This is a genomic window from Thalassolituus maritimus, from assembly GCF_900156675.1.
GTDB classification, from domain to species: Bacteria; Pseudomonadota; Gammaproteobacteria; order Pseudomonadales; family Oceanobacteraceae; genus Thalassolituus; species Thalassolituus maritimus.
The window spans coordinates 24275-44271 of record NZ_FTOH01000005.1 but is presented as its reverse complement, the minus strand read 5'-3'; the positions used below and the strand labels follow the sequence as shown (position 1 = coordinate 44271).

16 protein-coding genes are annotated in these 19997 nt (G+C 51.7%); 11 read left to right on the top strand and 5 right to left on the bottom strand.

What is annotated here, in order from left to right:
* Positions 1-141: 141 nt before the first annotated feature.
* From BW941_RS08805 to BW941_RS08770, 8 genes are all read left to right on the top strand, one after another.
* Complete coding sequence (locus BW941_RS08805; protein WP_076515280.1) at positions 142-1911, top strand: acyl-CoA dehydrogenase C-terminal domain-containing protein; 1770 nt, start codon at positions 142-144, stop codon at positions 1909-1911.
* A 50-nt stretch (positions 1912-1961) separates the two neighbouring features.
* Positions 1962-2867, top strand: coding sequence for a TIGR01777 family oxidoreductase (locus BW941_RS08800; RefSeq protein ID WP_076515277.1), 906 nt, complete (start codon positions 1962-1964; stop codon positions 2865-2867).
* 227 nt (positions 2868-3094) lie between these two features.
* On the top strand, positions 3095-3424 hold the full coding sequence (locus BW941_RS08795; protein ID WP_068434966.1) for a hypothetical protein: 330 nt from the start codon (positions 3095-3097) through the stop codon (positions 3422-3424).
* Between the two features lie 178 nt (positions 3425-3602).
* The gene (locus BW941_RS08790; protein ID WP_076515274.1) at positions 3603-5132 is read left to right on the top strand and encodes an FMN-binding glutamate synthase family protein; all 1530 of its coding nucleotides are present in this window, start codon (positions 3603-3605) and stop codon (positions 5130-5132) included.
* Between the two features lie 255 nt (positions 5133-5387).
* Positions 5388-6938 carry a malate dehydrogenase (quinone) gene (gene mqo, locus BW941_RS08785; protein WP_076515271.1) on the top strand — a complete coding sequence of 517 codons (1551 nt, stop codon included), beginning with the start codon at positions 5388-5390 and terminating at the stop codon, positions 6936-6938.
* Between the two features lie 130 nt (positions 6939-7068).
* Positions 7069-8205: a Re/Si-specific NAD(P)(+) transhydrogenase subunit alpha gene (locus BW941_RS08780; RefSeq protein WP_076515268.1), complete on the top strand. Its 1137-nt coding sequence runs from the start codon at positions 7069-7071 to the stop codon at positions 8203-8205.
* Positions 8206-8216: 11 nt separating this feature from the next.
* Entirely contained in the window at positions 8217-8501 is a 285-nt protein-coding gene (locus BW941_RS08775; protein ID WP_068438061.1) for an NAD(P) transhydrogenase subunit alpha part 2, read from the top strand.
* A 14-nt stretch (positions 8502-8515) separates the two neighbouring features.
* Positions 8516-9925: an NAD(P)(+) transhydrogenase (Re/Si-specific) subunit beta gene (locus BW941_RS08770; protein ID WP_076515265.1), complete on the top strand. Its 1410-nt coding sequence runs from the start codon at positions 8516-8518 to the stop codon at positions 9923-9925.
* Between the two features lie 10 nt (positions 9926-9935).
* Here BW941_RS08770 and BW941_RS08765 read toward each other — a convergent pair whose 3' ends face one another.
* From BW941_RS08765 to BW941_RS08745, 5 genes are all read right to left on the bottom strand, one after another.
* On the bottom strand, positions 9936-11459 hold the full coding sequence (locus BW941_RS08765) for an FAD-binding domain-containing protein (RefSeq protein WP_076515262.1): 1524 nt from the start codon (positions 11457-11459) through the stop codon (positions 9936-9938).
* The gene (locus tag BW941_RS08760; RefSeq protein ID WP_076515259.1) at positions 11456-12841 is read right to left on the bottom strand and encodes a DASH family cryptochrome; all 1386 of its coding nucleotides are present in this window, start codon (positions 12839-12841) and stop codon (positions 11456-11458) included. Before BW941_RS08760 ends, BW941_RS08765 begins: the two co-directional genes overlap by 4 nt.
* Positions 12841-13029, bottom strand: coding sequence for a DUF2256 domain-containing protein (locus BW941_RS08755; RefSeq protein WP_076515256.1), 189 nt, complete (start codon positions 13027-13029; stop codon positions 12841-12843). Before BW941_RS08755 ends, BW941_RS08760 begins: the two co-directional genes overlap by 1 nt.
* A gap of 1 nt (position 13030) precedes the next feature.
* Entirely contained in the window at positions 13031-14560 is a 1530-nt protein-coding gene (locus BW941_RS08750; protein WP_076515254.1) for a cryptochrome/photolyase family protein, read from the bottom strand.
* Positions 14561-14665: 105 nt separating this feature from the next.
* Positions 14666-15568, bottom strand: coding sequence for a LysR family transcriptional regulator (locus BW941_RS08745; protein WP_068438821.1), 903 nt, complete (start codon positions 15566-15568; stop codon positions 14666-14668).
* A 134-nt stretch (positions 15569-15702) separates the two neighbouring features.
* On the opposite strand from BW941_RS08745, the gene BW941_RS08740 reads away from it, so the two are divergent.
* From BW941_RS08740 to BW941_RS08730, 3 genes are read left to right on the top strand one after another with little or no spacing between them, the layout of a single operon-like run.
* Positions 15703-16965 (top strand): 3-hydroxyacyl-CoA dehydrogenase, encoded by a 1263-nt coding sequence (locus BW941_RS08740; RefSeq protein WP_076515251.1) that lies wholly within the window; start codon positions 15703-15705, stop codon positions 16963-16965.
* A 37-nt stretch (positions 16966-17002) separates the two neighbouring features.
* The gene (locus BW941_RS08735; protein WP_076515248.1) at positions 17003-18787 is read left to right on the top strand and encodes an acyl-CoA dehydrogenase C-terminal domain-containing protein; all 1785 of its coding nucleotides are present in this window, start codon (positions 17003-17005) and stop codon (positions 18785-18787) included.
* A gap of 20 nt (positions 18788-18807) precedes the next feature.
* Positions 18808-19989: an iron-containing alcohol dehydrogenase gene (locus BW941_RS08730; RefSeq protein ID WP_076515246.1), complete on the top strand. Its 1182-nt coding sequence runs from the start codon at positions 18808-18810 to the stop codon at positions 19987-19989.
* The last annotated feature ends 8 nt before the right edge of the window (positions 19990-19997 follow it).

Here is a 19997-nt window from a genome sequence, read left to right as displayed (position 1 = left end):
CAGCTCTTAACCCGCAGCTCGTAAGTTGTACAAAGCAATCTGGGTTAAGCACTTGGTTATTGTGGCGGTATTTTATCTGTTGTACAAATTTATTCTATTGTGTATAACTAACGTATAACTATTTGATGTTGAGGAAATACCATGACTTATCGTGCTCCACTCCGTGAGATGCAGTTTGTACTTTACGAGGTACTGAACGGCGACACTGTTTTGCCGGAACTTCCGGGATGCGAGGATGCAACGCGAGAAATTATGGATGCGATGCTGACTGAGGGTGCCAAGCTGGCCGAGAACGTACTAGCGCCGCTGAATACGTCAGGTGATCGCGAAGGTTGTCACTACGACACCGAAAGCAAAACGGTCAAAACCCCAGAAGGTTTCCCAGACGCATATCGTCAGTTTGCCGAAGCCGGTTGGACAGCGCTTGCAGGCCCAGTGGAGTACGGCGGTCAGGGCCTGCCGCACACACTGAACACGCTGGCCGAAGAAATGGTCTGCTCAGCTAACCTGTCGCTTGGCATGTACCCAGGCCTGACGCACGGTGCTGTTAACGCTCTGACCAGTTACGGTTCCGATGAGCTAAAGGAAAAGTATCTGCCTAAACTGATCAGCGGTGAATGGTCGGGCACCATGTGTCTGACTGAGCCTCAGTGTGGTACTGACCTCGGTCTGATTCGTACCAAAGCCGAGCCTCAGGCTGACGGCTCCTACGCGATCACAGGTAACAAAATCTGGATTACAGGCGGCGAGCACGACCTCGTGGATAACATCGTTCACCTGGTGCTGGCCAAGCTGCCTGATGCTCCGGGTGGCTCTAAAGGCATTTCTTTGTTCCTGGTGCCTAAATTCCTGGACGACGGCTCACGCAACCCTGCGTTCTGCGGTGGCCTTGAGCACAAGATGGGGATTAAGGCATCCGCGACATGTGTGATGAACTTCGAAGGTGCTAAAGGCTGGCTGATCGGTGAGCCACACAAAGGTTTGCAGGCTATGTTCGTGATGATGAACAGCGCACGCCTGATGGTGGGTCTCCAGGGGCTGGGCATTGCTGAGGCGGCTTATCAGGTATCACGTGATTTCGCTAAAGAACGTTTGCAGTCTCGCTCCCTTGCCGGCCCACAAGCTCCGGAGAAAGCGGCAGATCCAATTATTGTTCACCCTGACGTGCGTCGTATGTTGTTGCGTCAGAAAGCAACCATTGAGGGCGGCCGCGCACTGGCTTACTTTACTTCGATGCAGCTCGATATCGCACACAAAGCAGCGACTGAGGAAGAGCGCCAGCAGGCCGATGATATGGTGCAGCTGCTCACACCTATCGTTAAGGCATTCCTGACGGATGAAGGTTTCTTCTGCGCAAACGATGGCTTGCAGCTTATGGGGGGCTCTGGTTTCACTCAGGATTGGCCAGTAGAGCAGTTCGTACGTGATTCGCGCATTACCCGTATCTACGAGGGCACCAACGGTATCCAGGCACTCGACCTTGTAGGCCGTAAGCTGGGTCACGCCGGTGGCCGTGCAGTGAAGAGCTTCTTCGCTATGCTGGATAACTACATCAAAACTGAAGGCGGAGTACCTTTCGGCGATGAGTTGAAAGCAGCAACGGGTCGCCTGCAGAAAGCAACAATGTGGCTGATGCAGAACGGTATGGGTGACCGCGAGCAGGCAGGCTCTGCTGCAACGCCATACCTGCGTCTGTTTGCACTCACGGCGATTGCTTATTTCTGGAGTCGTATGGTGGCAACCGCAGAGCAGGCACTTGCAGACGGGTCGACCGAGACCGATTTCTATGCTGCTAAGAAAGAGACTGCTGCTTTCTACATGCATAAGCTGTTACCGCAGACTTTGTCATTGCTGGCTGAAATCGAAACGGGTAAAGACAGTCTGATGGGCATGACTGCTGATCAATTCTGATTGGCGGAAACGGTAAATCAGGTGGCCACTGCGGCCGGGAGATTAAAGCTATGAGCAAACGTATCCTGATCACAGGTGGCACCGGATTTATTGGTTCAAAGCTGGTACCCCACTGGCTATCGTACGGGCACAGAATTACCGTTCTGACCCGCGACCCAGCCAGAGGTGCGAGACGTCTCGGTAATGAAATAAATTTTGTCAAAGATTTCTCAGAAGTAACTGACAAAATCGACTGGGTCGTGAATCTTGCAGGGGAAGGCATCGCCGATAAACGTTGGAGTGAGTCACGCAAAGCTGAGCTCAGGGCCAGCCGTGTGACCTTAACCGAAAGTCTTGTGCGTTGGGCGAAGTCTTCAGGGCAGCAGTTTGAGTTGGTGTTGTCAGGTTCTGCAGTCGGTTACTACGGTAGCGTTTCCGGCTCGACGCCTTCATTTAATGAGTCATCTGCGCCTGGCACCGGTTTTTCTGCCAGTCTTTGCATCGACTGGGAGCAGGCTGCCGATGCTCTTCAGGAGATCTCTGAGCGTGTCGTTTGGTTGCGCACCGGCATTGTATTGGGTCAGCACGGCGGCATGTTAAAGCGGATGTGGTTACCCTTCAGTTTAGGGCTGGGAGGTGTTATCGGGTCTGGTGATCAGGTGATTTCATGGATTCACCGGGATGACTACATCCGTGCGCTGGACTTCATTACTGAGCATTCTCTGAGTGGTGCAGTAAATATGACGGCTCCATACCCTGCGACCAACAGAGAGTTCACCCGTGCGCTCGGAAACGCGCTGCATCGTCCGACGTTGTTTCCCATGCCGGCATTTGCCGCAGGCATGGTGTTTGGTGAAATGTCGGAGTTATTGCTGCAAGGGCAGAAGGTACTGCCTACCGCACTGACGACGGGTGGGTTCTCATTCCAATACCCCAATTTAAGCCAGGCATTAGAGGTCGTCGCCGCTGAGTGGTAATCTCAGCCGCGTAACGGGGTGTGAATCAGAACGGATAATTGACACCTGTCATAGGTAGCATTCCTACCTTTACTTTCCCATTTGTTCTCTTCATTCATGCTGAAAACACGGAAAAATGACACCCGGAAGTTTCGTGTAGTTTTCTGTTATCCGCGATGGAAAAGGCGCCCGTCGCCAGCTAAACCTAAGACTGTACACAGACAGAACTGCTACAGGTAATAAGCATCATGAGCATCAGCCGTCAGACACTCGATCAGTACCTTTTTGAATTCGATCAGAGTTATCAGGTGAGTTACGTAAACTTTTCACGTGCATCGGATCTTGCAGATGCTCAGCTGATTCTCACACTGGAACGAGGTTGTGAACGTAAGACGTTTGCTTTCTCACAACCCCATTTTAATGACGTCGACAAAAACCTTGTCGCCAGCAAAGGGTTGTATATTGCAGCGATTAAAAGCTCACCTCTGGCGCCAAATCGGGTCGAGGTGGGAGATATCGATGGTGGATTCGCTTATTTCACCGCGAAGAACGTAAAGAACATCACCCCAATGGCATGAAGCCGGGGTTAAGTTGGCCATGCCACAGCACCAGAAAGCAGCCCTCGGGCTGCTTTTTTTATGCCTTTGATTTGAGCTTACTCAAGGATAACTCTCTGTCCCATCAAGATTGTTGATGAAGTGACTTTTACGACTCAGCAGACTGTTTTACCCTGTGCGGAGACACAGGAGATTCTGCATGACCGATGATATTTTTTATGCCGCCGCCTGGGGCGTTCTTGCTCTGTTAGCGCTCTTTCTGGGTGGGCTTCTACTCGGTACGCTCTGGTTTCTCTGGGCCTATGTATCTGATCGCATTCAGACTCAGCACACGGTGCGCCGGAATTTTCCGGTCATCGGACGCTTCCGTTACAGGTTCGAGCACCTTGGAGAATTCTTTCGCCAGTATTTTTTCGCTATGGACCGCGAAGAAATGCCGTTTAACCGGGCAGATCGTAGCTGGGTGTATCGTGCAGCCAAGAACCTGAGTACGACGGTGGCTTTTGGTTCGACCCGGCGTCTGGATACCGCCGGTACCGTGATGTTCGTTAACAGCCCATTTCCTTCATTAAGCAAAGACCTGAGCGAGTCTCAGGTTCTCACCATAGGTAAAAACTGTCGTAACCCATACAGCACCAGCTCGCTGATAAATATTTCTGGTATGAGCTACGGCGCATTGTCTAAACCAGCGGTACAAGCGCTGTCACGGGGCGCGAAGAAAGCGGGCTGCTGGATGAACACCGGTGAGGGTGGCTTATCGCCGTATCACCTCGAAGGCGATTGCGACATCGTATTTCAGATTGGCACCGCGAAGTACGGAGTACGGAAAGAAGACGGCTCGCTGGACGACGAAAAGCTGATAGAAATCGCACATCGTCCTCAGGTAAAAATGTTTGAAATCAAACTGAGCCAGGGGGCCAAGCCCGGAAAAGGCGGTATTCTGCCCGGCGCCAAAGTCGGCGAAGAGATTGCAGCGATCCGACATATCCCGGTTGGGGAGGACTCAATCAGTCCTAATGGCCAGCCGGAAGTCCGCTCGGTCAGTGATCTGCTCGATATGATTAACCATGTGCGCGACATTACGGGTAAGCCTACTGGGTTTAAAGTCGTACTGGGGGGCAATGATTGGATACGGGACCTGTGTCGTGAGATTCATCTGCGCGGCAAAGACAGTGCGCCTGACTTTATTACCTTAGATGGCGCTGAGGGTGGTACCGGCGCGGCACCCCAATCGTTAATCGATTACATGGGTCTTCCGCTGGCTCAGGCGCTCCCTATGCTGGTGGACACCCTCGATGAATTCGAATTACGTCCACGGATAAAAGTTATAGCCTCAGGCAAACTGATCACGCCCGACCGGGTGGCCTGGGCAATCTGTGTCGGTGCAGACTTTGTAACGTCGGCACGCGGCTTTATGTTCGCACTGGGCTGCATTCAGGCTCTGCAGTGCAATAAAAATACCTGTCCGACCGGTATCACAACCCACGACCCCAGGTTGCAGCGAGGTCTGGTTCCGACAGACAAGGCGGAGCGAGTCGCTCACTTTGCCCGTACTCTTGTTAACGAAGTCGGTGTCATCGCACACAGCTGCGGTGTTGAAGACCCACGCCAGTTACAGCGGCATCATGCGCGTATGGTGCAGCCGAATGGCGAGGCAAGATTGTTGTCAGAGTTATACGGCAAGGAAGGCTTCCACCCACCGACAGAAGGTGTTGCCGAGGCGTCCTGAATACCCTCTTTTCTCCGCGGCAGGGTAAGGCTGCCGCTTGTCCACAACCTGACTTTCGTATAACCCGTATGGATACGCAAACATTTATCTATAAGCTATAGCTTATACTTATAATAAAAAACTATACAGATTAGCTTCTCAGCGTTCGTTGTATCATAGGCACATATTAAGACAGTCAGGGCCACAAGCCCGGCAGTCACTGCGCACACCCGCGCTAATCGGACAATATGATCTTCGCCTACTGGAGAAATCAAGATGGCAACGAATAAAGTAGATGCACTGCTCGTGGGCAGTGGCGTAATGAGCACAACACTGGCGACATTACTAAAGAAACTGGATTCTTCGTTGAATATCCTGATGGTAGAGCGCCTGGATCAGGTTGCAGCCGAAAGTACTGACGGCTGGAATAACGCCGGTACGGGTCACGCGGGCTACTGCGAACTCAATTACACACCTCAGAGTGCCGATGGCGACGTTGCAATCGAACGCGCGCTCACTATCAATGCCAATTACGAGATTTCACAGCAGCTGTGGTCGTCTCTCGTCGAATCTGGCGACTTGCCATCCCCCGATCAATTTATTAATTCAACGCCGCATATCAGCTTTGTCTGGGGCAAAGAGAATGTTGAGTTTCTGCGCAAGCGCTACGAAAAGCTGAAAGACCACCACTTGTTTGCTGACATTGAGTACAGCGAAGATACTCGGACCCTGACTGAGTGGATGCCACTCGTGATGGGTGAGCGCGTTGACGGCGAGCCTGTTGCAGCGACACGCGTTGCTTACGGTGCTGACGTTGATTTCGGTTCTCTTACCCGCAACATGGTCGCCAGCCTGGAAAAGCAAAATGGTTTTGACCTGCGTCTTGGCCATGAAGTTACCGCACTGAAAAAGAACGGCGGCAACAACTGGCACGTTACTATCAAAAATCGCAGCACAGGTAAGAAAGAAGCGATCACGGCAGGATTTGTATTCCTGGGTGCTGGTGGTGGTGCGTTACCGCTGCTGCAGAAGTCAGATATTCCTGAAAGCAAAGGCTACGGCGGCTTTCCTGTATCAGGCCAGTGGCTGGTCTGTCAGAACGAAGACGTTATTAAGCAACACCATGCTAAGGTGTATGGCAAAGCAGCCATTGGAGCACCTCCTATGTCGGTGCCACACCTCGACACACGTATCATTAATGGCAAACCTGCATTGTTGTTCGGGCCATATGCTGGGTTCACAACGCAATTTCTTAAGGCAGGATCACGTCTAGATCTGTTAAAATCCGTCAGCGCTAATAATCTGAAACCCATGATCGACGTAGGCCTGAATAACATGGATCTGACCCGCTATCTGATTAGCGAGGTAATGCAGTCACACAAAGACCGTGTTGCAACACTCCAACAATACCTGCCTTCTGCTAAAGCAGAGGACTGGACGCTGGCACATGCTGGTCAGCGCGTGCAGATTATTAAGAAAGATGAAAAAGGCCGTGGCAAGCTTGAGTTCGGCACCGAACTGGTTGCTGCTGAAGACGGTACTCTGGCTGCGTTACTGGGTGCATCTCCGGGTGCATCCGTGGCTGCCCAGGCTATGATCGAAGTATTAGAGCGCTGTTTCCGTATGCGTATGGACGGTGGTTGGAAATCAAAACTGAAGGCTCTGGTGCCTTCTTACGGTGAATCTTTGGTAGATAACGCACATCTGCTGCAGGATATTCGTCGTCATACTCTGACTACTCTGGGGTTGCAGGCAGTCGCCGGCAAGGAGACCTCAGGCGAAACTCACCACCAGGAACGACAGGAGCAACGCCGTTCCTTTGGCTGACAGACGTTTCATGTAGTTAATTCCATATTTACAAAAAAGCCGCTTATGCAGTCAGTAACCTGACCGCAGGCGGCTCTTGTTTGTTTTAAAAACTTCAGACTTTAAATTTAAATTAACAGGAGTACTAACCATGCTGATTGGTGTACCTAAGGAAATTTATCCTGGGGAAGCCCGGGTTGCCATTATACCTTCGGGTATACAGGCACTACTGGACAAAGGCTTTTCAGTCGTTGTTCAGGAGGGTGCAGGCGATGGCGCACACTTTGGTGACGAAGAATATCGTGCATGCGGTGCAAGCATTGCCCCGTCTGCAGAGTCTCTTTATGAGCAAGCCGATATTATTCTGAAAGTGCGCAACCCTCAGGAAGAAGAGCTGCCTCTGCTGAAAGAAAACAGCACGCTGATCTGCCTGATGGACGCCTGGTTTAATCTGCCAATGGTAGAAAAGCTGGCGGCACAGAAAGTACGCTCTTTCGCTCTGGAATTTATTCCACGTACAACCCGTGCACAGTCTATGGACGTACTCAGCTCGATGGGTGCAATCAGCGGTTACCGTTCTGTACTGACCGGCGCTATGGCTCTGCCTCAGTATTTCCCGATGCTGATGACTGCAGCGGGCACCATCCACCCGGCTAAAGTATTCATCATCGGTGCAGGTGTTGCCGGTCTGATGGCTATTTCTACTGCCCGTCGTCTGGGTGCTGTTGTAGAAGCGTACGATACGCGTGCCGAAGTACGTGAGCAGGTTGAATCTCTGGGCGCTAAATTCGTTGAATTCGACCTTGAAACGGAAGAAGGCAACAGCTCTGGTTACGCTAGCGAGAAATCAGAAGAATTTTATCGTAAGCAGCGTGAGCAGATGACCACCAAGATCTCTCAGGCAGATCTGGTAATTACGACCGCTGCTATTCCAGGTAAGCCATCTCCTCGTCTGATCACCAAAGACATGCTGCACTACATGAAAAAAGGTTCAGTGATTGTCGATCTGGCAGCAGAGCGTGGCGGGAACGTCGAAGGCACTGTGGCGAACGACAAAGTATACCTCGATGGCGTGACGATCATCGGTTATACCGACCACCCGGGTCGTGTTCCTGTGCATGCTTCCCAGCTTCTGACCAAAAACATTTCTACCTTCCTGCTGAACATGGCGGACGAAGGTGAACTGTCTGTAAATATGGAAGACGATATCGTCGCGGCTACCCTGGTAACCGAAGACGGTGAAGTAAAACACGAAGGGCTCAGTGCTCAACTGGCTGGTAACGCGTAAGGAGTAGTCTTATGGAAATGTTTATCCTGAGCCTCACGATTTTTGTGCTGGCTGTATTCGTTGGTGTGGAAGTGATTAACAAAGTACCGCCAACTCTGCACACGCCGCTTATGAGTGGTACTAACGCTATTTCGGGCATTGTTGTTGTGGGTGCCATCATCAGTTCTGGCGGCAGCGAGCACACGACGGTCCTGTCGACGGTTCTGGGTGTTGCAGCGATCGCGCTGGCGACCATCAATATTGTGGCGGGCTTTATGGTTACCGACCGCATGCTCAACATGTTTAAAAAGAAGTAAGGGGCGATTAATTCATGGAAACTGTAATTAACATCGGTTATCTGGTCGCCGCCGTACTCTTTATTCTCGGCATTAAAGGCATGACCAAGCCAAAGACAGCGGTTCGTGGTAACCAGATGTCGGCAACGGGTATGCTGGTGGCGATTATTGCTGCGCTGCTCGACAATAACGTTGTCAGCTACGAATACATCATTATTGGTGTGCTGATCGGCGGTGCAATCGGTGCGTTTATCGCCAAGAAAGTCGCAATGACAGACATGCCTGAACTGGTTGCTGCATTGAACGGTATCGGTGGTGGTGCATCCCTGTTGGTGGCATCGGCTAACTACCTTGAAAGCCAGAAGCTGGCTGAGATGGGTCAGTTTGTTCCTACGTACGATTGGTCTATCGCCGTTATTCTGTCGATTCTGATCGGTGCTGTGACTCTGACCGGTTCTTTTATCGCGGTTGGTAAGCTAAAAGGAAAAATCGGCGACGCTAAGCAGGTCCGCCTGTTCAAGTGGATTGTAAAACTGAGCCTGGCAGCTCTGCTGGCGGGTGCAGCTTACTTTGCTGCGGTTGATCCTGTTAACTCTGATCTGCTGATCGCGGGTCTGATTGTTCTGTGTCTGATTCTGGGTATCTGTCTGGTAATGCCAATTGGTGGCGCTGACATGCCGGTAGTGGTTGCACTGCTGAACTCATACTCAGGTCTTGCGGGTGCAGCTGCGGGTTTCGTACTGGGCAATAATGGCCTGATCATAACCGGTTCTTTAGTAGGCGCGTCCGGTATCATCCTCACTAGCATCATGTGTAAAGCAATGAACCGCTCACTGACGAACGTTCTGTTCGGTGGCTCTATGTCTGAAAGCTCAGGCGTAAGCCGTTCAGAAAACGATGCTTTCTACGAAGGCAAAGTGAAGTTCTCTTCCGCTGACGAACTGGCGATGCTGCTTGATGGCGCTCAGAACGTTGTATTTGTTCCGGGTTACGGTTTGGCGGTTGCACAAGCTCAGCACGCGACACGTGAACTGGCTGGTATGCTGGAGAAGCAGGGTGCGAAAGTTAAATACGCAATTCACCCGGTTGCCGGTCGTATGCCGGGCCACATGAACGTACTGCTGGCGGAAGCGGAAGTACCGTACGATCAGCTGGTAGAAATGGACGCGATCAACCCTGAATTCTCGCAGACTGATGTTGCGATTGTTCTGGGTGCGAACGACGTTGTTAACCCAGCGGCTGCAGAAGATCCGAATTCACCTATCTTCGGTATGCCAATTCTTGATGTACACCATGCTAAGACTGTCGTTGTTGTTAAACGTGGTCTGTCACCTGGCTTTGCAGGTATTCCTAACGAACTCTTCATCCGTGATAACTCACTCATGGTGGCAGGCGATGCTAAGAAGGTTCTGCAGGATACAATTTCGGCGTTGAAGGACCTGTAAAGTTCGCTGTTTAAAACAACGTCATTTGGCCCGCATCGCGGGCCTTTTTTTTGCCTGTCATTCGTCGGCTTGAATTACGCTTTCGCGAGCCATGCTTTTCACCGATTACCTGAGCAGTGGTAAAGAATTCAGAGTCACGAACGGATTTCAGGTCGGCTCTGGCTCGTCGGGTTGCCGCGGCGAAGTCGACCAGAGGAGCAGGGTAGTCTTCGCCAATAATACAGTGTGAATTTTCCTGAATTGCTCGTGGCATTAACCAGGGCTCGAAGATCCATTGATCTGAGACATGCTGTAATTCGGGCACCCAACGACGTACAAACAGACCTTTGGCATCCAGTCGTTGCGCCTGAAGGATAGGGTTGTACATGCGCGGAATATTAATCCCGGTAGTCCCTGCCTGCATCTGCACCTGCGGATAGTGAATGCCCGGCTCATAATCGGTAAACAGAGATGCCAGATAGCGCGACACAGGTTGCCAGGGCAGAGCTAGGGGGTAGGATGCGATCGAAATCAGCATGGCACGCATGCGGAAGTTTACCCAGCCGTTGGCAATTAAGTAGCGCATGGAGGCATCGACCATCGGCCAGCCAGTGTTGCCTGTTTTCCAGGCCTCGAATTTTTCCTCATCGAAAGGGCGGTTGAGCTGCTCTGTCAGTGGATGAAGATTCTGAATTTCCATATCCGGCTGATCTTCGAGCTTCTGAATAAAATGGCAGTGCCACCACAGCCGGGATTCAAATGCCGACAGACTCGCCTTCCAACGCCCTTCCGCTGCTCGCCGCCGGTTTCGAACCGCCTGCACAAGCTCGCGCATACCGATGCAACCCACTGCCAGATAAGGGCTTAACCGTGAGCAGCCATTTTCTGCTGTTAATGGAGAGCTGATTGAGCCACGGTAGTATTCGCCACGTTGGTTCAGAAAGTCCGAGAGTATTTTTACACCTTCTTCACGCCCTCCTTTTTGCGGCTGCTGCACAGAAGGCAGCTGGCAGGAAATACGCTCTGGAAGTTGTTCGGGTTTCAGAAAATTCTCGTTTCGATCAAGGGTCAGGAAATTAATGTGATCGGGTATTGGATATTGCGTCTGCGTCATCCATTGATTCCAGTGGGATGCCCAGTCATCGCGATTACGGTTAGGCCGTCGCACGCCGTTCTGCGGGTATTCTGTCCACGGAATATTGGATTTCTTAAGTAGCTTTTTTAATTTCAGATCACGTGAGAAAGTCCAGAGATTGCCAGTTTCTTCATGGCTGTGAATCCCCTGAATGTTCAGAACTTCTGTCAGCTTATTAAAACGAAGCACCGCATCTCCGCTCATACAGATGAGTTCGCCACCGAGCCTTTTCAGTTGTTGATTCAGATCGATCAGGGCTTCCCGTGTGAATGCCCACTGGCGTTGACTGGTGTCATCCAATTGCCAGTAATCAGGCTCAAAAATATAGAGTGCCAGTACCGTTCCCGATTGCGCAGCGTGCCAGAGTGCAGAGTGATCCTGTAAGCGCAGGTCACGCTTAAACCATACTATTTGCGTCATGATTTAATATCAAAAGCGGGTACGGTAACGACGGGCGGAGGGAAGGACGCGAGAAGTTTTCTTCCTGCCTGATGATCAAGAACGTCCTGCAGACTATTCTCTTCTATTTCCGGGCACCACCGCCTGATATGACTGAGTTCTGGATCATATTGATGAAGCTGTTTGTTCAGGTTGAACTCACGAACGGGTCTTGGGTCGTGACCGACACCTGCAAGGTAGGCCCAATTTCCATAGTTACTGGCAACGTCAAAGTCGCACAGATACATCTCAAACCAGCGGGCACCCAGTCGCCAGTCCAGCTTAAGTTGGTGAATAAAGTAGCTGGCCATATTCTGGCGCAGGCGGTTTGAAACAAAGCCGGTATGTCTTAGCTCGCGCAGTCCTGCATCAATCATAGGGACGCCCGTACTGGCATTACACCAAGCTTGCCAGTGGACACTATTGTCTGAAGCTTCGATTTTCTTTCTCTGGATTCCTGAGCGTGCAAACAATCGGTCGCCATGCACTCGCATTGACCAGTGGAAGTACTCCCGCCAGAGCAGTTCGAATCTGAGCCAGTAGGTATGCTCTGTCTCACCATAGCTGGCTTCAAACTTAAGTATTTCATGCCAGATATAACGCGGCGATAGACAGCCCCAGGCAAGCCACGGACTGAGACGACTACTGAAGTTCTCACCGGTCAGTGCGTTCCTCGTTTCTTTATAATGAGTGATGGCTTTATCGTCCCACACATAACGACTTAGCCACTCTATCCCTGGTCTTTCTCCTCCATGACAGCCGAGTGAAACCGCGTATTCGCTGCCTGGCCAGCTGATAGAGGCACTGGTTCTCAGTGGTTGTTCATGGATGTGAAGGCGGGTTGTTTCTGCGCTTTCAGGGATATAAAAAAGCTCTGGTCTTTTTTCGACCGTTTTTCTGAATTTAGAAAAAGATGCAGGAAAGTCGTTCAGTAAGGTGGCCATTTGTGCCTGACTGAAGAGTGTCTGACTTTCGTAGGTCACCAGATCAATGTCGTATTCTTTAACCGCTTCCAGCCACTCTTGTTCTTCAGGGGCCTGCGCATCCGAGGTGAGCAGCCTTATGTCGCCACACAGCTCATCTCTGAGTCGAGTAATGATGTCGACTGGGTGACCATGATACATATTGAAGTTAATGGTCTGATCTTCAAGCTGTCGATGAAGATCAATCAATGAGGCTCGCAGGAAATGTGCTTTCGCGCTTCCCAGCCTACTCATGCCATCATCATCTGTATTCAGCCAATGCTCAGGTAAAATATAAATGACAGCGAGAGGGGCGCCGTGTTCTACGGCCAGCCGAAACCCCTCATGATCATGGAGGCGCAGATCATTCCGCAGCCATAATACTTGAGTCGTCTTTTGCATCAGAACTCGTCCTCCACACTCGCGCTGGCGCACAGATTTGCAGCGGGTGTTGATTTAGCAGCGCGCTTACAGCGCTGTGAGCAATAGTGCACGTTTTCCCAGTCACGCGCCCATTTTCTCCGCCAGCAAAAAGGGCGTTTGCAATAGGCACAGTTTTTCTCTGGAAGATTTACTTTTTTATGGGGCATATCAAAGCTCGTCCAGTCGACTGAGAAGGTCATCCGCACGGCCAATAATCCGGTCTTTCTTGTCGTCTTTCATTTTGTCCAAGGTCCGGTAAATCATTCCCATACGGTGGTTGTTTTTGAAATCCTCACGGTGACGGTCGATAAAATGCCAGTACAGACTGTTAAAGGGACAACTCTCTTCCTCCACCTGAGTTTTGACTGAGTAATGGCATTGCGAGCAGTAATCCGACATTTTATGAATGTAGTTTCCGGAAGCTGCATAGGGCTTGCTCCCCAGATATCCACCGTCGGCATGCATGACCATGCCAAGTGTGTTGGGAAGCTCAACCCAGTCGTAGGCATCGGCGTATACCGCGAGATACCAGTCACAGATTTCTTCAGGTTTAATTCCGGTAAGTAACGCGAAGTTACCCGTGACCATTAAGCGCTGAATATGATGTGCGTAGGCATGATCAAATGTGTTTTTAAAACAGTCGGCCATGCAGGCCATCTTCGTATCGCCATCCCAGTAATAGCGGGGCAGTGAGCGCTTGTTCTTCAGCGTGTTCTGTTTCGCGTATCGGGGCATGTGAAGCCAGTAAATACCTCGCACGTACTCGCGCCAGCCGATAATCTGGCGAATAAAGCCTTCTACTGCATTCAGGGGGGCACGATCTTCGTCCCAGGCACGTTGGGCAGCATCACATACTTGTTTCGCTGTCAGTAATCCGCAGTTCAGGTAGGGAGAGAGCAGGCTATGAAACAAGGCTTTTTCACCGCGCACCATAGCGTCCTGAAAATCACCGAAATTGCTGAGGCAATGCTGAATAAAAAAGCCTAGCGCGGTTGAAGCCTGGCTTCTTGTAGTCGCCCAGTGAAATTCATCGAGCGAGCCTGGGTGATCTGCGAAGTTCTTTTCGACCAGCTCTATGACTTCACGGTCGATATCATCGCGTTCAAACATAGGAGGGTTAGGAAAGGGAGTTTTGCCATCCCACTTTTTGCGGTTATCGGCGTCGTAATTCCATTGTCCGCCCTCTGGGTTGTCGTCTTTCATCAGGTAACCAGTTTTACGGCGCATTTCCCGATAAAAGTACTCCATACGAAGTTGCTTGCGACCGTCTGCCCAGTCTGCAAACTCTTTTGTCGTGGCGATAAAGCGATCGTCGCCATACACATCGACCGGGATGTTCAGTGATTTTGACCACTCACGATCCATTGCATTCTGTAAGCGGTATTCACCACACTGAGTGAGGACGAGCCTTTCAGCCGAGTACTCGTTTGTATAATGCTTCACTACGTCGAACAGAGACTTGAAGTTTCCCTGACTGTTGTATTCGTAGTAATCCACCTGCCACCCCGCATCTCTCAACTCCTGTGCAAAATGGCGCATGGCGCTGAAGAGCAGAGCGATCTTCTGCTTGTGGTGTTTTACGTAGGTGGCCTCATCGCGGACTTCGGCCATGATCAGCCGGTCCACCTTCGGATCGAGAACGCGAAGGCTTGCGAGGTCGTGTGTCAGCTGGTCGCCGAGAATCAGCCCGAGGTGCATAAGTTATACATTTCTACGTTATTTGGTATAACTAATGTATAACTATATGGCTGGATTTGCCAGTGTGTGAGTCCGCCAACGACGCGGGTTATGACGGCTTGTCCGTCAGATTGCGGTAAATTCCTGCTGTAAAGTGCTGATAAGCCACTCCAGCGCGAGGTCATCGCCCCGCAAGGAAGATGTGATAATGTCGACATCAAACGGTGGTATCGGCAGAGGCAGCGAAGCCAGCGCGATAGGTAGCAGCCCTGCATACTGGTCGGCCATGCGTTTTGGCAGCACTACGACCATATCGTTGCCAATGATGAGATGCGTGGCGCCAAGGTAATTGGGCGTGACAAGAACGATCTCACGCTCAAGGTTGTTATCGTCCAGCCACATATCGACAACCCCCCGGTGTTGCCCACCCGATACCCATATGTGGCGTAAGCCAAGAAATCGTTCCAGATCCAGCCCGGAGGTCAGGTCCAGTTGCTGTGGGTCATAGGCGACAACCAGATCCTCCTTCAGAAATCCTGTGCGGCGAATGCGGGGCGGCAGCTCTCCGAAGCGTCCGATGCACAGGTCTAAGTTGCCATCTTCAAGCGCTTTCGTCGGCGTATCCGGTGGCAGATCAAGAATGTCGAATTCGATTCCGGGCGCCGTTGTGCGCATGTAAGCCAATAAACGTGGCATCAGCGCCAGTTCGGCGTAGTCTGTAGTCGCTATCCGAAAACGGCGGCGGCTGGATTGAGGATCAAATTGATGACCGCCGGACAACGTGGTCTCGATTTGTTGAATGGCCTGACGTATCGGCCCTTCCAATGATAATGCCAGTGCCGTCGGTTGCATGCCCTGTGCGGTGCGGATCAGCAGTTGATCGTCGAGCAGGCTGCGCAGGCGGTTGAGAGCATTGCTGATGGCCGGCTGGCTCAGAGCCAGCTGGTCGGCGACCCGCGATACGTTGCGCTCGCGCATGAGGGCGTCAAAGATGACCAGCAGGTTGAGGTCAAAGTTGCGGATATTCATCATCACAATAAGCTATATCACTATGTTTAATTTCATGTGCTTCTTCAATCTTGGTCAGAATGAGCCCAGAAGCTGATCGAATAAGCATAACAACTCAATAGTAACCCGGATAACAATCCGGACAGGCAAGGTATATGACTCAAGCGAATCTCCCCTCAAGCGTAAACGACATCCAGCAGGTTGCAGTGATTGGTGCGGGCACCATGGGCCGCGGCATTGCTATCTCATTCGCGAATGCAGGCATCAAAGTGACTCTGCTCGACCTGAACGAAGACGTACGGGCGCAAGCTATGAGCTACATCGAAGGCATCTATGCCGGCATGGTAAAGCGTGAGCGTATCACTCAGGCTCAGGCGGACGAGCGCCTGGCCTGCTTCAGCCTGAGCGGAGACTACGCTGACATTGCCGATGTGCAGCTCGCGATTGAAGCGGTCTACGAAAATATCGACCTGAAAAAAACCATCTTCAAGCAGTTGGATGAAACGCTGAATGCGAACGCTATCCTTGCGACCAACACGTCATATCTCGATGTTGATGCCATTGCCGCGGCGACTTCACGCCCAGAGCAGGTACTCGGTCTGCACTTCTTCAGCCCAGCACACATTATGAAGCTGCTTGAGATTGTTCGCGGTGAGAAGACTGCTCCTGCGGTACTGCAGCTGGCTGAAGATCTGGGCCAGCACATTGGCAAAGTCGCCGTTGTCGCAGGTAACTGCCATGGCTTTATCGGTAACCGCATGCTGGAGCCTTATGTGTTTCAGGCGCGCCGACTGCTGTTAGAGGGAGCACTGCCAGCGCAGGTCGATAGCGCATTGCAGAACTTTGGTATGGCGATGGGCCCGTTCCGTATGTACGACGTTGTCGGTATTGATCTTGAGTGGCGCTCGCGTCAGCTCTCGGGAGTGCAGCTCCCTGAAGGCTCTCCTGAAGAACTGAATGTCCGTGTGGACAACCAGCTCTGTGAACAGGAGCGCTTCGGTCAGAAATCAGGTAAAGGATACTACCGCTACGAAAAAGGCAGCCGTGAGGCCATCGTCGACGAATCGGTTGAAGCATTGATAGTCGAAACTTCAGAAAAAGCCGGCTTCACCCGCCGAGATATCAGCGATGAGGAAATCGTTGATCGCTGCATTCTTGCGCTGGTGAACGAAGGCGCGAAAATCCTTGAAGAGGGCATTGCCCGCAACAGTGCCGATATCGATAAGGTCTACCTGAATGGTTACGGCTTCCCGAAAGAGCGCGGCGGCCCTATGGCATACGCCGATGAGTGCGGTTTAAGCGATATTCTTGCTCGTACACAAGCACTGACCGATAAGTTCGATGAGGCATGTGCGCCAGCTCCGTTGCTGAAAAAACTCGCCGAAAGTGGCGGTAAGTTTTCAGATATCGCTAACTGATACCCAGAAAATAATAAATTAAAAACAGGTTACAGATATGACAGCCTATAAAGCCCCTTTGCAGGATATGCGTTTCGTATTGCACGAAGTACTCGACGCTACTTCACATTTTGCCCGCCTCGGTCGTGATGATCTGACGGCAGAAATTGTCGATGCCGTTCTGGAAGAAGGCGCAAAATTTAATGAGGGCGTACTGGCACCGCTGAACCGTAGTGGTGACGAAGAAGGGATTCACTTTGAAAATGGTGAAGTAAAAACACCGGAGGGTTTCCCAGAGGCGTATCAGCAGTTCTGTGAAAACGGCTGGGCCTCGATGACCGGCAGTGAAGAGTTTGGCGGTCAGGGCTTTCCTGTATCGATGGCGGCGCCATTTCAGGAAATGATGATGAGCGCCAATCTGTCGTTCCGTGTGTATACCGGCCTGACGGACGGTGCTGTGTTCGCGCTGAACATGCATGGCAGCGACGAGCTTAAAAATACGTATCTTCCGAAAATGGTCTCCGGCGAATGGACCGGCACCATGTGTCTGACCGAACCTCATGCCGGTACTGACCTTGCCCTGCTGCGCACCAAAGCCGAGCCACAGGCAGACGGCAGTTATGCAATCTCTGGCACCAAGATTTTTATCAGTGGTGGTGAGCAGGACATGACCGACAATATTGTTCATCTTGTACTGGCTCGCCTGCCGGACGCACCACCTGGGGTGAAAGGCATTTCGCTCTTCCTTGTGCCAAAAGTGCTCGAAGACGGCAGCCGCAACCCAGCGGTATGCGGCTCGATAGAGCACAAGATGGGCATCAAAGCCGCAGCAACCTGTGTGATGAATTTTGATAACGCTAAAGGCTGGCTTGTCGGTACAGAAAACCGCGGTCTGGCGTGCATGTTTACCATGATGAACGATGCACGTTTCCAGGTGGGCCTGCAGGGTCTGGGCGTTGCTGAAATGGCGTATCAGGGTGCCGTCGAATACGCTATTGACCGTTTACAGTCGCGTTCGCTTTCTGGTCCGAAAGCACCAGAGAAAGCGGCCGATCCGATTATTGTTCACCCCGATGTACGCCGTATGCTGCTGACTCAGAAAACGTTGGTCGAAGGCTGCCGTATTCTTGCGTACGAAGCGGCTCAGTATCTGGATATGGAGCAACACCATCCTGACGCTGAAGAACGTGAAAAAGCCGCAGTGCGCGCTGCGCTGCTGATCCCGGTTGTGAAATCCTTCCTCACTGATATGAGCGCAGAAGCCGCTAACCTGGGCATGCAAGTGTATGGTGGCCATGGCTTTATTCGCGAATGGGGCATGGAGCAACTGGTACGCGATGGTCGTATCACTCAGATTTATGAGGGCACCAACGGCATTCAGGCACTGGATCTGATGCGTCGCAAAGTGATGGGCGATCAGGGGGCCGAGCTTGCGAAGCTGCAGGACGAAATCGACGCTTTATGTGAAGCCAACGATCTGCATGAATCTTTGCGTGAGCAAGTCGCTGCACTCACTTCGGTGAATGCTCACTGGCGTAAGCTGGCGCAGGACATCATCAAGCGTGCGGCAGATAATCCGGAAGAAATCGGCGCCTGTGCGACCGACTTCCTGAATTTCTCATCGTATGTTCTTCTGGCTTACGGTTGGCTGCGTATGGCACTGACCGCGCAGAAAAATATCGATGAAAAATCCGGCGATCAGGATTTCTACCAAGGCAAACTGGCGTCATCGCGCTTCTATTTTGAGCGTATTCTGCCGCGTGCAGAATTGCATCGCCAGGTACTGCAAACGTCGGCCGATAACCTGTTTGGCCTGACAGCAGAGCAGTTTGTCCGCCACTAAATTATTAGCAGAGAATAATAATGACAGCTTTTACGTTTACAACGACACGCACCATTATCAATGAGCCGGGTTCAGCCCGGCGCCTGGCCAGTATCTGTGAAGAGCAGGGTGCGCGTAGCATCATGCTGGTAACTGACCCGGGCATTATCAGTATTGGCTTGCTTGAGGACGTACTGCCAGCATTTTCAGAATCGGGTATTCAGTTAACACTGTTTAAAGACGTTGAAGCCGACCCGGCTGACAGCACGGTCATCGACGCCGCGAATCAGGCGCGTGCTGCTAAAGCCGATTATGTGGTGGGATTTGGCGGTGGTAGCTCGATGGATGTCGCCAAGCTGGTGGCCTTACTGGCTCACCCAGAGTGCAAACAGCCGTTAAGCGATATGTACGGTGTTGGCAATGCACGTGGTAAACGTCTGCCTTTATTGCAGGTGCCTACTACGGCAGGCACAGGCTCTGAGGTTACTCCCATCGCTATCGTTACCACAGGTGCAACGACTAAGGCGGGCGTGGTTTCTCCCGTTTTACAGCCCGACATTGCTTTATTAGATGCCGAGCTGACCAAAGGCCTGCCAGCGCACGTTACGGCAGCGACCGGCATTGATGCCATGGTGCACGCTATTGAAGCCTATACCTCTGTGCATAAGAAAAACCCTGTGTCCGACATGCTGGCGAAAGAAGGGCTGCGCCTGTTGTCATCGAACCTCATGGCTGCTGTTAACGAAGGGCACAACCTCGAAGCGCGCAGTAATATGTTGCTCGGTGCGCTGTATGCTGGTCAGGCATTTGCCAATGCGCCAGTGGCGGCAGTACATGCACTGGCGTATCCACTGGGTGGCCATTTCCATATTCCGCATGGTCTGAGTAATTCCCTCGTATTGCCGCACGTAATGCGGTTTAACGCAGCGGATAAACAAGCGGCAGCACAGTACGCGGAATTAGCGCCCTATATTATGGGAGCTGATTTCTCAGAAACATCAGCCGGGATCAGCGATGAGGAGGTTACTAACACTCTGATCGCCTGGCTTGAACAGCGGATCAAAGAGACCGGCCTGCCAATGAGGCTGCGGGAATGTGACATCCCGGAAGATGCTGTTCCTATGCTGGCCAGTGAAGCCTTGCTGCAGCAACGTTTGCTAATTAATAACCCACGCGAAGTCACCGAAGCGGATGCGCTGGCTATTTACACCGCCGCTTATTAATTTTGAAA

Bases quoted from the DNA above. Each gene is read 5' to 3' on its own strand.
- BW941_RS08805 (WP_076515280.1), top strand. From the start codon at position 142: ATGACTTATCGTGCTCCACTCCGTGAGATGCAGTTTGTACTTTACGAG.
- mqo (WP_076515271.1), top strand. From the start codon at position 5,388: ATGGCAACGAATAAAGTAGATGCACTGCTCGTGGGCAGTGGCGTAATG.
- BW941_RS08745 (WP_068438821.1), bottom strand. From the start codon at position 15,568: ATGAATATCCGCAACTTTGACCTCAACCTGCTGGTCATCTTTGACGCC.
- BW941_RS08760 (WP_076515259.1), bottom strand. From the start codon at position 12,841: ATGCAAAAGACGACTCAAGTATTATGGCTGCGGAATGATCTGCGCCTC.
- BW941_RS08765 (WP_076515262.1), bottom strand. From the start codon at position 11,459: ATGACGCAAATAGTATGGTTTAAGCGTGACCTGCGCTTACAGGATCAC.
- BW941_RS08770 (WP_076515265.1), top strand. From the start codon at position 8,516: ATGGAAACTGTAATTAACATCGGTTATCTGGTCGCCGCCGTACTCTTT.
- BW941_RS08750 (WP_076515254.1), bottom strand. From the start codon at position 14,560: ATGCACCTCGGGCTGATTCTCGGCGACCAGCTGACACACGACCTCGCA.
- BW941_RS08780 (WP_076515268.1), top strand. From the start codon at position 7,069: ATGCTGATTGGTGTACCTAAGGAAATTTATCCTGGGGAAGCCCGGGTT.
- BW941_RS08800 (WP_076515277.1), top strand. From the start codon at position 1,962: ATGAGCAAACGTATCCTGATCACAGGTGGCACCGGATTTATTGGTTCA.
- BW941_RS08790 (WP_076515274.1), top strand. From the start codon at position 3,603: ATGACCGATGATATTTTTTATGCCGCCGCCTGGGGCGTTCTTGCTCTG.
- BW941_RS08735 (WP_076515248.1), top strand. From the start codon at position 17,003: ATGACAGCCTATAAAGCCCCTTTGCAGGATATGCGTTTCGTATTGCAC.
- BW941_RS08740 (WP_076515251.1), top strand. From the start codon at position 15,703: ATGACTCAAGCGAATCTCCCCTCAAGCGTAAACGACATCCAGCAGGTT.
- BW941_RS08730 (WP_076515246.1), top strand. From the start codon at position 18,808: ATGACAGCTTTTACGTTTACAACGACACGCACCATTATCAATGAGCCG.
- BW941_RS08755 (WP_076515256.1), bottom strand. From the start codon at position 13,029: ATGCCCCATAAAAAAGTAAATCTTCCAGAGAAAAACTGTGCCTATTGC.
- BW941_RS08795 (WP_068434966.1), top strand. From the start codon at position 3,095: ATGAGCATCAGCCGTCAGACACTCGATCAGTACCTTTTTGAATTCGAT.
- BW941_RS08775 (WP_068438061.1), top strand. From the start codon at position 8,217: ATGGAAATGTTTATCCTGAGCCTCACGATTTTTGTGCTGGCTGTATTC.